14 protein-coding genes are annotated in these 13,662 nt (G+C 45.4%); 9 read left to right on the top strand and 5 right to left on the bottom strand.

The genetic code is table 11. From position 1 onward, the window contains the following. The first annotated feature begins 30 nt into the window (after positions 1 to 30). Both BCF53_RS17240 and BCF53_RS17245 read left to right on the top strand, forming a co-directional pair. Positions 31 to 705 carry a response regulator transcription factor gene (locus tag BCF53_RS17240; RefSeq protein ID WP_132703673.1) on the top strand — a complete coding sequence of 225 codons (675 nt, stop codon included), beginning with the start codon at positions 31 to 33 and terminating at the stop codon, positions 703 to 705. Beyond that, the gene (locus tag BCF53_RS17245) at positions 689 to 2,083 is read left to right on the top strand and encodes a sensor histidine kinase (RefSeq protein ID WP_132703675.1); all 1,395 of its coding nucleotides are present in this window, start codon (positions 689 to 691) and stop codon (positions 2,081 to 2,083) included. Before BCF53_RS17240 ends, BCF53_RS17245 begins: the two co-directional genes overlap by 17 nt. Here BCF53_RS17245 and BCF53_RS17250 read toward each other — a convergent pair. From BCF53_RS17250 to BCF53_RS17260, 3 genes are all read right to left on the bottom strand, one after another. Further along, positions 2,069 to 2,953 (bottom strand): cytochrome c, encoded by an 885-nt coding sequence (locus BCF53_RS17250; RefSeq protein ID WP_132703677.1) that lies wholly within the window; start codon positions 2,951 to 2,953, stop codon positions 2,069 to 2,071. The genes BCF53_RS17245 and BCF53_RS17250 overlap by 15 nt on opposite strands. Positions 2,954 to 2,957: 4 nt before the next feature. Next, complete coding sequence (locus tag BCF53_RS17255) at positions 2,958 to 3,515, bottom strand: c-type cytochrome (protein WP_132703679.1); 558 nt, start codon at positions 3,513 to 3,515, stop codon at positions 2,958 to 2,960. A gap of 204 nt (positions 3,516 to 3,719) precedes the next feature. Further along, positions 3,720 to 4,259, bottom strand: coding sequence for an HXXEE domain-containing protein (locus tag BCF53_RS17260; RefSeq protein ID WP_132703681.1), 540 nt, complete (start codon positions 4,257 to 4,259; stop codon positions 3,720 to 3,722). A gap of 144 nt (positions 4,260 to 4,403) precedes the next feature. Here BCF53_RS17260 and BCF53_RS17265 point away from each other — a divergent pair, with 144 nt between their 5' ends. Continuing rightward, positions 4,404 to 4,952, top strand: a complete 549-nt coding sequence (locus tag BCF53_RS17265; RefSeq protein WP_132703683.1) for a TetR/AcrR family transcriptional regulator — start codon at positions 4,404 to 4,406, stop codon at positions 4,950 to 4,952. 195 nt (positions 4,953 to 5,147) lie between these two features. On the opposite strand, the gene BCF53_RS19315 is transcribed toward BCF53_RS17265, so the two are convergent. Then, positions 5,148 to 6,221 (bottom strand): GlyGly-CTERM sorting domain-containing protein, encoded by a 1,074-nt coding sequence (locus tag BCF53_RS19315; protein WP_207902771.1) that lies wholly within the window; start codon positions 6,219 to 6,221, stop codon positions 5,148 to 5,150. A 312-nt stretch (positions 6,222 to 6,533) separates the two neighbouring features. Between BCF53_RS19315 and BCF53_RS17275 the strand changes: the two genes are divergently transcribed. The 4 genes from BCF53_RS17275 to BCF53_RS17290 all read left to right on the top strand — a co-directional run bounded on the left by BCF53_RS17275 (position 6,534) and on the right by BCF53_RS17290 (position 9,952). Continuing rightward, positions 6,534 to 7,133, top strand: coding sequence for a hypothetical protein (locus tag BCF53_RS17275; protein ID WP_132703685.1), 600 nt, complete (start codon positions 6,534 to 6,536; stop codon positions 7,131 to 7,133). Positions 7,134 to 7,503: 370 nt separating this feature from the next. Further along, positions 7,504 to 7,926 (top strand): GNAT family N-acetyltransferase, encoded by a 423-nt coding sequence (locus tag BCF53_RS17280; RefSeq protein ID WP_132703687.1) that lies wholly within the window; start codon positions 7,504 to 7,506, stop codon positions 7,924 to 7,926. A gap of 101 nt (positions 7,927 to 8,027) precedes the next feature. Then, entirely contained in the window at positions 8,028 to 8,711 is a 684-nt protein-coding gene (locus BCF53_RS17285; RefSeq protein WP_132703689.1) for an HAD family hydrolase, read from the top strand. Positions 8,712 to 9,397: 686 nt separating this feature from the next. Next, positions 9,398 to 9,952, top strand: coding sequence for a hypothetical protein (locus tag BCF53_RS17290; RefSeq protein ID WP_132703691.1), 555 nt, complete (start codon positions 9,398 to 9,400; stop codon positions 9,950 to 9,952). Between the two features lie 231 nt (positions 9,953 to 10,183). Here BCF53_RS17290 and BCF53_RS17295 read toward each other — a convergent pair whose 3' ends face one another. After that, a complete protein-coding gene (locus BCF53_RS17295) occupies positions 10,184 to 11,626 on the bottom strand; it encodes a hypothetical protein (protein ID WP_132703693.1) in 1,443 nt (480 codons plus the stop codon). 652 nt (positions 11,627 to 12,278) lie between these two features. Here BCF53_RS17295 and BCF53_RS17300 point away from each other — a divergent pair. Both BCF53_RS17300 and BCF53_RS17305 read left to right on the top strand, forming a co-directional pair. Further along, positions 12,279 to 12,722: a hypothetical protein gene (locus BCF53_RS17300; protein WP_132703695.1), complete on the top strand. Its 444-nt coding sequence runs from the start codon at positions 12,279 to 12,281 to the stop codon at positions 12,720 to 12,722. A gap of 88 nt (positions 12,723 to 12,810) precedes the next feature. Continuing rightward, positions 12,811 to 13,434, top strand: coding sequence for a hypothetical protein (locus BCF53_RS17305; protein ID WP_132703697.1), 624 nt, complete (start codon positions 12,811 to 12,813; stop codon positions 13,432 to 13,434). Positions 13,435 to 13,662 lie beyond the last annotated feature (228 nt).

Genomic DNA, 13,662 nt, shown 5'->3' on the forward strand with positions numbered 1-13,662 from the left:
GGATTAATCACAATTACCGCCGGATAGCGAATGAAAATACTGCTCATTGAAGACGATCAAATTTTGGCTGAGTTCATCAGTAAAGGCTTAAAGGAAGAGGGCTATACCGTTGAGCGGGTCGCCGATGGCCGGGATGCACTGTTTGTTGTGGCATCGGAGGTGTTTGATCTGATCATACTTGATCGCATGTTGCCTAATGTCGACGGCATGACCCTATTGCGAACCTTACGCGCAGCCGACAATGCAACTCCGGTGATTATCCTCAGTGCCTTAGCTGACGTTGATCAGCGTGTGGAAGGGCTGGCCGGCGGTGCGGATGATTACCTGACCAAACCCTTTGCATTTAAAGAATTACTGGCGCGAGTGCAGGTACTGCTTAAACGCCAGTCAGGCCAGGCACAGCCGGTGTCTGTGCTGGATGTCGCCAATGTGCGGCTGGACTTGCGTAAACAGAAGGTGTGGGTGGAGGGCAATGAAGTGTCTTTGCAGCCGCGTGAATTGCGGTTGCTGGAATACCTGATGCGCCATGAAGGGCAGGTGGTTTCCCGGACGATGCTGCTGGAAAACGTCTGGGATTATCACTTCGACCCGCAGACCAATGTCATCGATGTTCACATCAGTCGATTGCGGCAAAAGCTCGATACTCACAAGGGCAGCAGTTTAATTCGCACCGTACGTGGAGCCGGCTATGTCTTTGAAAGCTAATGCGGGTCTGCTGAAAAGCTCCAGCTTCCGGCATACGCTGTTGACTGCTTTTGCCATATGGCTGAGCACCTCCGTTGTTCTGATTCTGGTTTACTTTAATCTGGAAACAGCAATCTGGAACAGCATCAACCATCGGCTGGATGAACAGTCCGAAAGCATTCTTCAGCAGGCTTCAGAGCAGGCTGAGTATGACGCTCAGGCACTGATTGCTGAGATGCATGGCAGCGGTGCGATCAGCCTTCAGGTGACACCGCCTATGAGCCCGGAGATGATGTCGATGCATAACTCGCCGGCAATGCAGGAGATGCATCGCGCTATGGGGCTGGCCAGCCCTTCCCGGCAATTGCTGGGTGAAAACCAGTCTTTGGCTTCCGACCGGGGCCAGCTGGTGCTGTTGCGTAATATTGAGCTACCCGGTGGTGAAACCCTGACACTGAGTCACAATGTTGATTATCTGGCCGATATTCAGAACAGCCTGTGGCACAGCCTGGTATTTGGGTTGGTTATCACCCTGCTGATCGCAGCATTCAGTGCCGCATTGCTTACTCAGCGCAGTTTGCGCCGCATGCATCAGATCAATACTGGCTGTCATGCCATTATGGCGGGCAATCTGGATTATCGGATCCCCTATAAACACCGCGCATCAAAGTTTGATGACTACGACCGAATGGCTCAAACCATTAACCAAATGCTTGATGAGATTAATGAATTGGTGACTAAGGTGCGGCAGGTCTCAGACAACATCGCACACGATTTAAAGTCGCCCCTTGCGCGCTTGCGCACCCGCCTGGAGTCTCTCAATGGCGAGTTGGCCACGGCTGAGGTTGCAGATGGGATTCACGAGCTGGACCGGCTATTGGCCATGATTAACAGCCTGCTGGGTATCAGTCGTCTGGAGAGCGCTAACCGGAAAAGTTTCGGCCCGGTTGAACTGCAGCCATTGCTGACCGATGTTGCTGAAATGTATCAGCCGCTGTTTGAAGAAAAAGGCATTGAGTTTCAGGCTACGGTTTGTAAAGCCGCGTTAACTGCGGATAAAAACCTGCTGTTTCAGGCGCTGGTGAATGTCCTCGATAATGCCCTGAAGTTTACTCCGGAGGCCGGTCGGGTGTCGCTCATAGCTGAACAGCTGAGTGAGGGCTCGGTCAGCATTGAAATACGTGATAGCGGCCCTGGCGTGCAAAATACGGCAAAGATCCTTGAACGCTTTTACCGCGAAGATGCCGCGCGCGATGCCAGTGGCTTTGGCCTTGGGTTGAGCCTTGTACAGGCGATTGTGAAACTGCATGAAGGCCGTATTGAGCTGCAGAATGATAGCGGCCTTGTTGTGCGTCTGACGCTTCCGGTTGCCGGTGGTCGTGCTTTACGGCTCGGCTAACAGATAGATAGCCATGGCGCGGCGGTCTTCTTCGGTTAAGAACTGAGTCCCCCCGAGAATGACTTCTGCCATGCTGCCGCCGAGCACATCGCCCTGCGGGGTGATTCCGGTTTGCAATGCGTACGCCAAATCGGCGACTGTCCAGCCGTTAGCACTCAAGCTGCGGGCATCAATGGCGGGTGCGTTTTCGCCACCGGGTAACAGTGTGGTGCCGGCAAACCAGCTCTGTGTTTTCAGAGCGCCGGCCATGTTTCGGGGGGTGTGACAGGCGGCACAGTGTGCCGGGCCTTCAACGATAAACCGGCCCCGGTTGTAGTCGGCAGATTGGCCGCTGACCGGTGAAGCTGCCACCGGGGCTCCGAACAGCCGTTGCCACGGTTTTAAGCCAGCACGAATACTAAAGGGAAAGCGAATGTCGGTCGCCGGGTCTGGCGCATCGACTACCGGCACCCGTGGCAAAACGGACCACAGGTCGGCGATATCCTGATCGGAAAAGCCGCTGTAAAACTGGTAAGGAAACGCCGGGTAGTATGGGCGGCCCTGCGGTGAAATGCCCTGGCGCACGGCGGTCGCAAAATCATCAATACTCCAGCGACCAAGGCCATGTTCCGGGCTGAGCGTAATGTTCGGTGCGGCAAATACCCCAAAGGGTGATTCCAGCGCCGCGCCGCCAGCCAGGATGCCAGAGGCCTTTTCTTCGTTGGTGTGGCAGGCGATACAGCCGGACATTCTGGCCAGATAAGCGCCGCGTGCCGGGTCACCGGTTAGGGTGATGGCCGGCTGCGAGGCCTGTATTGGCATGAACATCCAGATCAGAAACGCCGCGCCTGTCGCAATAAAGAGTGCGAATACCCCCCAGGCTGAACGCACCGGGTTAGTCCTTTTCCATCCGGAATTTCTTATGGCAGCCAGAGCAGTTTTGGGTCATCTTACCGAAGACCTCCTGCGCGGGCATAGACGCCAGGGCTTCAACCGTCAGTGGCATGGTGGCAGCGGCTGGCGTACCGGGTGCGGCAGTAAGACCAAGCAGGCTGTTGACACCGCCAGCTTCGCTGCTGCCGGTATTGTCAGCCGCCTGCACCAGGCCTTTTGCGGTAATTTCCAGATCCATGGCATAGCGTTCAAACGCCGGCCAGTCCTTCCAGATAGCCAGTGTTGCTTCAGATTCAACACTCAGCGAGTTCTCCGGAAATAACCCGGTAATGTGCTTGCCCGAGGAGGCCGCGATTTTCCCGGCTTCGTTTCGAACGATATTTGCATCGTATGCGGTGTTGCCTTTCATCATTGCAGACAACGTCTTAACCGATTTTGAAAAATTCGACATTAGGTCCATACGTTCCTGAATGACACCCTCAGCACCTTCGTGTGCCAAAGTCAGGGAAGAGGTCATCAGTATGGCCGGTAGGATCAAAAAGCTTGTGATCAGTCTCATTGGCTTGTCTCCATTAACGGGAAAAACCTGAAAAGGTCTTTCACAGTAATAGCAAGAGTAGATGAATTCATTCAACTGAAAAGAAAATCAGTCACTTTTTAATTGTGTGGAAAAAATATTTTTTATCGGGTGTCACCACGCCTTCATAAATACTGTTAGCAGACCTTAATTCTATCTTCCTTCGCGGCAATGGAGGCTATTGGCTTAGCTCACCATTTTTTGCTCTGCAAAGTTACCTATTCTTAATATTTGAATAACCATGTTTGGTAGCCTGTTATTTTTTCGGCTTTTTACCGTGTCATAGATTGCCGGTATAAACTCCAGCAGTGTAATGGTGATGAATATCCAGAGCGGAACAACCTCTTCACTGATGACTTTAATAGCGAAAGCCATGGCAAGGCTTGTTCCGACAATACCGCCAAAAAACAGCCCGGGATTGTATTTTTGGGTGATGACAGTGAGCAGAATATGTTGCAGGCCGTTGATGGTTAAAAATGTTGATAAAATTAAGAAGATCGAAGCGGATATTGCCGGGCTGCTGATCACGGTTGCCAGAATGCAAAAGAACAGCCCCGTTAAGCTTAAAATAAACAACCAAAGCCGTGCACTGAGATTGGACTCATCCAGTGAGTTTTCGTAGTTCTCACTGTGAAATTTAGCGATATTCCATTCTTCCATTTCGTGAAGAAACAAAACCAGTGCCGTGAGGGCATAGAACGCATCTAAATACAGAAAACTTAACATTGAAACCTCTCGTTGAATAAATTACTTTTTGATCATTGATTGCATTGCCGGCATTAATGTAATTCTCTTAAAGGGCGCCGGGCAACGGTACCGCTATAAAATGGCACAAATGGCTTTAATTGAGACAGCTTCAGGGAACCAGGCATGAACAAAATCAGCACAGCTCTAAGTAATCGGGAGTGTTTTATTCAGGCGCTGTATATTTTACTGAAGAGGTATCAGTTTGAAGAACTAACCGTAGAGCAAGTGTCGGCTAAGTCGGGTCTTTCAAGACGCACCTTTTATCGATATTTTGAATCGAAAGATGAGCTGTTAAATGCTGCATTAGCCAACCTGATTGAAGAGTATGCCGAAGATTTAAGTGCGCAAGAAGACCTAAATATTGATAACGTCGCACGAGTATTTTTTAATTTCTGGTCCAGGCATTTGGATTTACTAAGGGTGCTGGATCGATCAGATTTACTGTTCAAATTACTGGATTCGATGAACAAGAAAATTCCGGAAATTTACCGGGCATTAAAAAATGATAAGGATGGCTACGGTGAACATCGCATGTATGTTTTGTGTTTCAGCATCGGTGGGTTCTGGAACACCCTGATACATTGGATGCGAAGTGGGGTTGTTTTAAGCCCGGAGGAATTTGCAGTGATGATGGAGAACATTGTTAACTCAGAAGCTTTGAGGCGCTCCTGAGTTTCAGTTTATAGGTAAAGCTTATTTTGTGTATGGCCCACTAGTGTAAACAGGTTTGCTCTGGCTTACTCCCCAAAAGTGGCGCTGCTTACTCAGTAATTTCCTGCCGTTAAATCGAAGATATTCGTTAGGCTCATGTTTTTGTAGGCCAGAGTTTATACTGGATGCTACCCATTATTTAATATCAATGAACGTTTAAAGACTCAGGCGCTTTCTGCGTAATGCAAGCAGTGGCACAAATGCCACCAGTAGCCAACTGATGCTGCCTGCGGATGTACTGTCGTTATTGGAATCGGAAACGCTATCTGAGTCTGTTTTAGTCGTTGTATCGGAACCGCTGTCTGAATCAGTCTCTGTAGTTGAGCTGGAGTCGCTGTCTGAGTCAGATTCTGTATTGGTGTCGGAATCGCTGTCTGAATCAGATTCTGTATTGGTGTCGGAGTCACTGTCTGTATCAGTGTCGCTATCTGATTCATAGCTAACATCATAGGCAATACCTGTTAACTCACTCGGACAGTCGACTTCCTGGTATTCAAACTTTGGGTTATCGGCCAGTGCAAACCAGTCGACAAACCAGTCGCAGCCGGCTTTCAGGTCTTCCATACCATCCTGACTGAAGACCGTTGTGCACTTATTCTGCACGCAGCTTTTTAGTGAGTCATAATCGTCATAGCCATAGGTGTATTGGCATTCGGTTAAATAGCCACCATATTGCTCTCCCAGATCATCGGTGCTCCATTGAGTGGAGCAGGCATTAAAGGCACCAACGCCCCCGCCCGGGATTAACAGATCAAACTGTGTACCATTGACGTCGTAACCTATGTTGGTGGCCATGAGAATCATTTGCTTCCCTTCAATGGCCACGGAACCCGTATCCGATTCATTGTAATAGCCAGCACCGGTGAAGGTGAGTTGATAGCAGGAGCCGCAGGTGGCGCCATCTGCTGAAACGGCAGCGTAGCCATAAGACAGTGAGTCACTGATTGCCTGCGGTGCCATGTTCCAGCAGGTATAGGCATCGCCACCGTCACAGCTGCTGGCCGTATAGTCATAGGCTGTATCCAGAGGATTCACTTCGTTGTAGAGATTACAGCTTTTGACTGGATTGCCATTGGCATTGGTATACCAGGCACAGTGCGGTTTGCAGCCATCCCAGTATCGCGTGGCATAGCCCTCGGCGGCGTAGGCGGAATGAATCGTCGTTAACAGTAGGAATACTGTGCAGCAGATTGAATTTCGATGGGTAACAATAAACGAATGTAAGCTCACTTGAGACTTCCTTGATTTGCATCGGCAGGGTCTTTGCCGGTAGAAACAGAATGTCGCAATGGTTATTGAATTTGAAAGTGATATCTATGAACGGTCAGGCAATTTTGATAAATGAATTGCCGTTTAGTTTTATTGTTTTGATGGGCCTCTGATCAGCTAAAACTGACAGCCTGAGATTAAATCAATAATTTGCTATTTTTCTGCACATTAGCCATGACACTGCTACTGTTTTATGCAAGTCTAACCTAAGGATTGCTCATTATCGTATGGTGCAGCAAGGAAAAACTCTAATGCATGTCAAGGAGTGCAGGCGTGAAAAAATTATTTATGTTCAGTTGTATTCTATTACCGCTGAACGTTTTTAGTGGTTCAATATACCAATGTAGTAATCAAAAGGGTGACACGATATTTCAAAGTACACCCTGTGCTGAAACCACTGTAAAAGTTATAAAAGAAATACCGAATCATGATACGACCGAATACACGGATGAAATGGTAAAGGCACTATCTAAACTTTCTGGCAAGTCTAAAGAAGACTTAAAGGATCCAGAAGTAAGGAAGGCTGCTGAAATATTAGCAGCTACTGATGCCGCTAAAAGCTACGCATATTCTGAAGTGTATTCTGTTTCGAGTAAGTATTGCGGAAGCGATGTAGAGAATGCACTTGAAGCATACGAGTCTCGTGCGAAGAGCATTATTTCATTAGGTGAGTATTATTATCAGGTAGGAATTCAAGGGGAGATAAAGGGTGAAAGTATTGGGGCTTCAGGTAAGGAATTGAAGGATTCACTTAATGGTCTGATAGGTGATCTGGACCAAAAATATAGCTCTGCTAATGAAACATCCTTAGGTTCGATGTGTCGTGATGCTCTGAGAGACATAAAATCATTGACTATGATGTATGGAGACTAGCAAGCGGTTGTGATTAAAATACACTGTTTCTAACAGCAGCTTTCTAAACGCAGTTTCTTCCAGCTTCGACGCAGTTTGACTACCTGATTCATAAGTGCCCCTTTTCGCGCTTGGAAGTAACAATTGAAATTAGTTCTGTCGGCCTAAAGGCCGGACCTACAAGGGCCGCTGGGCATTGCAGGTCGGGACTTTAGCCCGACGGTTGTAGAACTTAATTGTCCAGCTGTGGTGTGGCTTGGCAGCCTGTATTGCAAGTGCCCCAATTTGAAGCTACCTACCACTGCACAGCTCCAAAGCTAAACGATAGGTTATATGTTTGTGAGCGCGTATTATCAGTAAATCAAATTAACCATTCGGAGTGACGTTAGGAATGGAAATATTAGTTAGAAAAGCACAGGCAAAAGATGCCTTTCGACTTGCAGAACTGAATTTCCTTTTTAATGAAGTAAAGGTCTCTGTTAAATCCTTAATTGAGTCGCTGGAAACAAACAAGTCTGAACATGTATTTGTGGCCTTGATAGACGAGGAGCTTGTTGGGTTTGCTACCATCGATATTCACTACTCATTTTGCTATGAGTTCCCGAATGCTGAAATCACGGAGCTTTATATCATTGAAAGTGGCAGAGGTAAGGGCGCTGCTACAAAGCTGGTTAATGAAGTAATTAATTTCAGTAAAAGCTTAGGCGCTGACGAAATCCATTTACGAGCAAATTCATCAAATTTGGCGGCGAATAAGTTTTATAACCACATTGGATTGAAGCTGGGAAATACTAATACATATTACTCAGTTTAGTCAGTTAATAATAAGTGAAGCCCGGATTAAGTGAACGCCCCATGTTAGTGAGCGACGTTAACTAAAACAGATGCACAACGAACTATTAGAGCGCTAATCTTATGATCCAACTCGTAATCTTTGACCTCGGAGAAACGTTGATTTCTTACCAAGGTGTTCCGCTAAACTGGAGCAGTCACTATAGAAGCGCAATAAATAGGGCGTTAGACAACATGGCCTTGAGCGCTGACGGTGATCAGTTACTGCTTGCTACCTCAATCTTAAGTTTCTACAACACGCGTACCTCACCCCGCCAATTCGAAGTCAGTGAGAGCGAGGTGATCTCTAAAGTGGCTAGTGTGTTTAATGCTGATGATGCCGAATTTGAAGCTCAGTTTTTTGGTTATTTTCAGCGTAAAGCTTATCCTGAGCCAAGCGCCGAAGCGACGTTATCAAAGCTCAAGAGCTGCGGTGTTAAGCTATCCGTGCTTTCTGATGTGCCATATGGAATGCCGAAGCAAATGCTTCTTGATGATCTTGGTTCATTGAAACAATGGTTTGACGATGTTAGCAGCTCCTGTGAGGTCGGCTTTCGAAAGCCACATCCTGTTGGTTTGCTTAACCAAATCAGGAAGCATGGAGTATCAATAAGTACAACTGCATTCGTTGGCAATGAAGCCAAAGACATTGAGTGTGCTTTAAATGCGGGTGTAAGGAGTATCTTGTTGGACATAACTGGTGAGAAACAGTTCGGTCAAGACTACTCCATTAAAACGCTCGATGAACTATTAAGCATCGTACTTTAACTAGCGATTGTGTTAGAAAGGTGCGGCTCTGAATAGTAGTTTTCTAAATACGTTTCAGTCCAGGTTCGACTGAGCCTGGAGGTCGGAATCAGAATTGCCCCAAAGCAACGGATATACCACTGTTCAACTTTCCGATTAATCCGATCTTTGTTGTTTGTGATATGCAGACCCGAGGGTCCGTACTATTAACAAGGAATTGCTTTAACTCCTATTGCTAAGATTTTGAATTTAGGCAATATTAGGTGAAATTTTAAACAATATAAAAAGTAATGTAAGGACCCGGCTTTACCGGCTCGGTCCGTACATTGCACTGTTATGAGGAGAATGAACTCATTGTCTAAGTTCGACGATTTACCTCTACATGACGGTGTAATAAGGTATATAGACTTGTCTTGGTCAGACTTCAAAATCGATATTTTGCTATCGGCCTTCCTACGATCTGGGCAGAATGCCAAGCCTTGCAAGCTGAGTTTTTACGGGGTTGCTAATTTTGAAGCTCCACATAAGTCGCCTTGGGGTGAGTCAGCTAGCATTAGTAACGCTCGCGAGGTTGCTGGGGGATTTGAAGTCGAGATGCAGAGCGGCGACGTTTTGCTAATTGAAGCTGAAGGTTTCGACTTTATCGGGGCAAGATCATTAGTTTCTGCTTCGCGCCAACTAACCTCAAACGGAAACGTTAGGCAAATATGAAGATTACTGAGCAGCAACTCATTAGAGCAATTTACTCCGTATGGGACTTTCAGCAGGCTCTATCTGCTTTAACTTTCTTACTTGAAGGCTGTGATTTTAATGAGAGCTACAGCAAAGTGGACCTCCGTCGCTTCAGATGTTACGAGTCAACCCTTATTGTTTCTATGGCAAGACCATTTGAAACAACTAGAGGTGGTACAACAATTGGCCTAAGAGCATTAGGCATAAGTTTATCAAAAGACCAAAAGGATCTAGTTGAAAGGATACTTGATCTGAGGAGAAAAATAATTGCTCATTCTTCTGAAGAGGAGATGCATTTTAGGGCAAGCACTTTTACCATTTTAGATGATGAATATAATCTACCGCATTTTCAGTTTAATGAAGGCCTACACCTAAACGAACAAGAACTACTAAAGCTAGAGCTATTTTTGAGAGAGCTAAGACAGAAGATGGCGACGTTTTTCTTTAAAGTCGCTCAAGAACAGCCTGAGATGATTCAAAAATATAAAGAACCTGAATCTTTTAAGGTGGAGAAAAATGGGATTGCCTAATCGGGTCAAAATTTTCGCTACGCTGCAATGTTCCTCGTGCTACGGACGTTTATCCCAGTTTTCTAACATCGTTTAGTCAAACGCGTTTTTGTCCAGGTTCGACTGAGCCAGGATGGCTAAGTTATCAATGCCCCAAGACGTGACATATAACACTGTTCATTTTCAGGTTTGTTTCGCTGGCTTTAGTTAGTGGAGCGCCAGCGATATTATCGAAGTTGTTCTTTGACCTATTTAAGACTCAAACTGATACTCTACCGTGATCGGATTTTTACCTCGACCACAGCGCATCCCCCATTCACCGCACTCCTTCTCGACTGCGTTTTTTAACCGCCGAAAACAATCATCTAAATTAAAACCATCAGAATCGATATCTTTACCGGTTATAGAGATAACGCCATTAAAATGCTTATTGTGAGCCAGGCCTCGGCCTTCATTACCTTCACGTTCAGCTAGCTCCAATGCAGTAAATTCCACGTAGCGTAGGAGGTCTCCGATATATTCGCTATCTGTGGCTATGGTGATTGGGCTGTAGCCTTCATTGGGTATGGTTACTTGTAGGCTAGGTTGGTGCTCTTCTTCGAAGGTTAAGTCGAGAGTGTCGAGATTGATTTCAGCTATAAGCTCTTGGAACCCACTTGCATTAAAACGAAAATGCACATTTCTACCAATCTTAAGTGGTTCACTATGATTGCCGAATGCAAGCTTGTGGGCAGCTAAATCTAAAGTATCTACAATACAAAAGTTATCGAGTTGAACGATCAGAGCAATTCGCTCTTTTGTATTTACAACAAAACAAAACTCATCCGCTAAAAACAGATAATGACTCTTGACCAAATTAGCAAAACCAGTATTCAGTTCAGCTATGATATTCCCCGTTTTGGCATTTAGGCGGTATAATTTACTTGAAGATAGCACTAAGACCGTTTCTTCATTTTCTTTTTGTATGCTATCGACTTGATGCGGAAACACCTGTGACCAAATCAATGAGCCACCGGAAGTTGATAGGCAGCGAAGCTCACCATTTGAGGTTTGCTGTGACTTTCGTTCCATCGTCCAATTCATAATTAGGTTGTCCTGTACCTCAACAACCCAATCAAACAAATGCATTAATGGTTTGTTACGGGCTCCTATGAAAGACCATTGCTCCTCCCAATTTAAGTCATAATAACTAAAGCAATCCTTGCCTTCACCGATTAACGCACGGCTAGAAAAAATCCCGTTTCTGAAAATACGAAAATTTGGTGGAAATCGTGGATCGCCTGCTGCTCTGAAAGGAGATACCGATTGTTTATCTAAGTTGGCATAAAGATGAGTCGTATTAGGTGTGGTTTTGTCTAAAAATACGTTATGGCGTTTGTTTAGTCTCGAAAGCCAAAAAAAGGCGTGCTTTGCGGCCGTTGAGAGGCTTTCAAACTGAGGAGGTGCTCCTTTGAATAACACCTTACCATCATTAATACTTGCCTCTGTAACCGGAATGCTTGCTTCTGCATAAACAGATATGGCCTGACCGTCAAAATCAATTTGACCTTCTGAACTCCAGTCACCTGAGTAAACCAATCGCATATGATTTTGCTTACTAATATCGAATAAATTACCTTTCGCATCGGAAATTTGAAGTGATCCAGTCTTATAATTAGGCCGCAATGCTGCAATTCTATGTTTTGTTATCCTCATACCTAACCACTTTTACCTTCAATAGTCTGAGTGTCGCCCGTTACAGGTGAGCTTCGAGCTTCCAATAATATTGCTTCAATTCGAGCACATTTAAATCATTAACATACTTGGAATTTTAGTGTTTTGTACAATGGTTGGTCAAAACTGTTTATGTCCAGCTTCGACGCAGCCCCAGGTAGCCTGAATCATAAGTGCCCCAAAACGATTTACTTCAGGGTGATTCGAGGCTCAGTTCATATCAATAGTATGTAGCGTTTTCTTTACCGTCTTATCTATTGACCATTACTCCTGCATTGCTTCCGTTAAAATAATGAGTTGTGTCACTTAATTACTGTTGAGTTGCAGTAAAACTAGAGGAAATCCCAGCATATACCGCACGACGGGTAAAAATCGGAAACGGCTTGAGAAGTGAATATTAGGTTAAAGCGCAAAGTCCATGTCAACACTGGGCTAGTGGAGCGGTCATTTTCCTGTATATACTGCACGAGCGGCTTTTGATGGGTATGAAAAATCAGTAAATCGCTCTGAGAGAGCCTAAATACAGGGTCTACAAAGGGATGTGTGGTAAAAGTAAAACCTGTATATACCGCACTGGGAAAAGCCGCTTATGCGGTTAATTAAACTGTTAGCTCAAGGAATTGGATAGCTAAATATGAACTCAAGTGATAGTAAGCTTCTAAAGAAAGTTAGCCAATTAGAGCGTAAGTTAGAGAGTGGGATTAGTGAAACTGAGAGAGAAGGATATGTACCCAATAAGTACGGAACATATGACTCACTACTTCTCAGGAATAAACTATTTGAAATGTATTCCGAATTAGTTAATAAGCATCCGTCCGAAGAATACTTTCAGTATCTGCAAGCTAGTTCTTATTGGCGAGCAAAATCCTATGCAGAAGCTCTGAAAATTTATGACCAGGTAATATTAGCAAATGGACTCTATAGAGTAGCCTCTTTGAAAATGCAATCCTGCATTTTGTTTGAAATAGAAGAGTTCGAAGTGGCAGAAGAAAAATATGAACTCTATAAACAAGAAGCCAGAGCTGCAGGTGAAAATGTGTGGCGAGAAAAAGTAAGTGATCTATATCCTGGCAGCTAACAAGCGTAGGCTGTCGGAAAAATTACACGCTGCGCGCACAATCTCCCGCAGCTCCGAACGTTAGAGCGCCGAAATTAAGGATTAATCTATGACCAAAGCTTTGAATATTATCGGATTCATACTATTGGTTGCTTCAATCTTCGTGTTTGGATTGAAAAGTATGGCGGCCGAGATGGGTATTGCAGTAGCGGCTAGTGGAGTGTTCTTGGCATTCGCTAATTTGGACAAATTCTCTGAGTTCAAAGGGGCCGGATTTGAAGCTAAACTTCGCGAGGCTGTCGACGAAGCAAATGCAACCATTGAAAATCTAAAGTCAGTCGCTGCCCCATTGTTGACCACTACAATAGATTTGCTGGCTAAAGACGGAAGATTGTGCGGAGATTCGGCCTTCGATAAAAATCATGCTCTATATGATAAGTTGATTGCTTTGCAGGCGGATATTGATATTTCAGATTTCTCCCTTGAGAAAGCACAATCCCAATATTTAAATATTCACGCATGGGACATGATCTCAGATTTGGCATCTGACATTGAGCGTGCTGGCAAAGAGAAATTTACGGTGGAGGTCAGGGAAACGCTGGGCAGTCATAGCTTTGATGAGCCGCCAAGTTTAGAAAAATTCTTGTCGTTGCTGGACGAGGTTGAACTGCAGGATAAAGAGGGGCAGAAGCTTGAGAGAATCAGGCAGTACTACCAGACCTATAAGCTCTAACAAGCAGGCAGGGCGAAGCCAAAAAGCGGTGCGCCTGCTTCGACCGTTAGTTTCATGGTGGCTGCTATGTCTTTGAATATAATTAGAGCAGTAGGTTTGATAATAGCTGCCATAGCAATGCTATACATTACCTCCTGTGCTGAGTTGTATCCCTATAAGGAAGTCCAAAAATATCAGTCCTCAAGAGGAATTGTTGACCTGGTAAGAACCGAACAGTTTGAAGGACGT

The sequence above is a fragment of the Reinekea marinisedimentorum genome, assembly GCF_004341165.1.
Lineage (GTDB): Bacteria > Pseudomonadota > Gammaproteobacteria > Pseudomonadales > Natronospirillaceae > Reinekea > Reinekea marinisedimentorum.

Excerpts from the sequence above, each read along its gene's own strand:
- BCF53_RS17240 (WP_132703673.1), top strand. The coding sequence starts at position 31 with ATGAAAATACTGCTCATTGAAGACGATCAAATTTTGGCTGAGTTCATC.
- BCF53_RS17245 (WP_132703675.1), top strand. The coding sequence starts at position 689 with ATGTCTTTGAAAGCTAATGCGGGTCTGCTGAAAAGCTCCAGCTTCCGG.
- BCF53_RS17255 (WP_132703679.1), bottom strand. The coding sequence starts at position 3,515 with ATGAGACTGATCACAAGCTTTTTGATCCTACCGGCCATACTGATGACC.
- BCF53_RS17260 (WP_132703681.1), bottom strand. The coding sequence starts at position 4,259 with ATGTTAAGTTTTCTGTATTTAGATGCGTTCTATGCCCTCACGGCACTG.
- BCF53_RS17265 (WP_132703683.1), top strand. The coding sequence starts at position 4,404 with ATGAACAAAATCAGCACAGCTCTAAGTAATCGGGAGTGTTTTATTCAG.
- BCF53_RS17280 (WP_132703687.1), top strand. The coding sequence starts at position 7,504 with ATGGAAATATTAGTTAGAAAAGCACAGGCAAAAGATGCCTTTCGACTT.
- BCF53_RS17285 (WP_132703689.1), top strand. The coding sequence starts at position 8,028 with ATGATCCAACTCGTAATCTTTGACCTCGGAGAAACGTTGATTTCTTAC.
- BCF53_RS17290 (WP_132703691.1), top strand. The coding sequence starts at position 9,398 with ATGAAGATTACTGAGCAGCAACTCATTAGAGCAATTTACTCCGTATGG.
- BCF53_RS17295 (WP_132703693.1), bottom strand. The coding sequence starts at position 11,626 with ATGAGGATAACAAAACATAGAATTGCAGCATTGCGGCCTAATTATAAG.
- BCF53_RS17300 (WP_132703695.1), top strand. The coding sequence starts at position 12,279 with ATGAACTCAAGTGATAGTAAGCTTCTAAAGAAAGTTAGCCAATTAGAG.
- BCF53_RS17305 (WP_132703697.1), top strand. The coding sequence starts at position 12,811 with ATGACCAAAGCTTTGAATATTATCGGATTCATACTATTGGTTGCTTCA.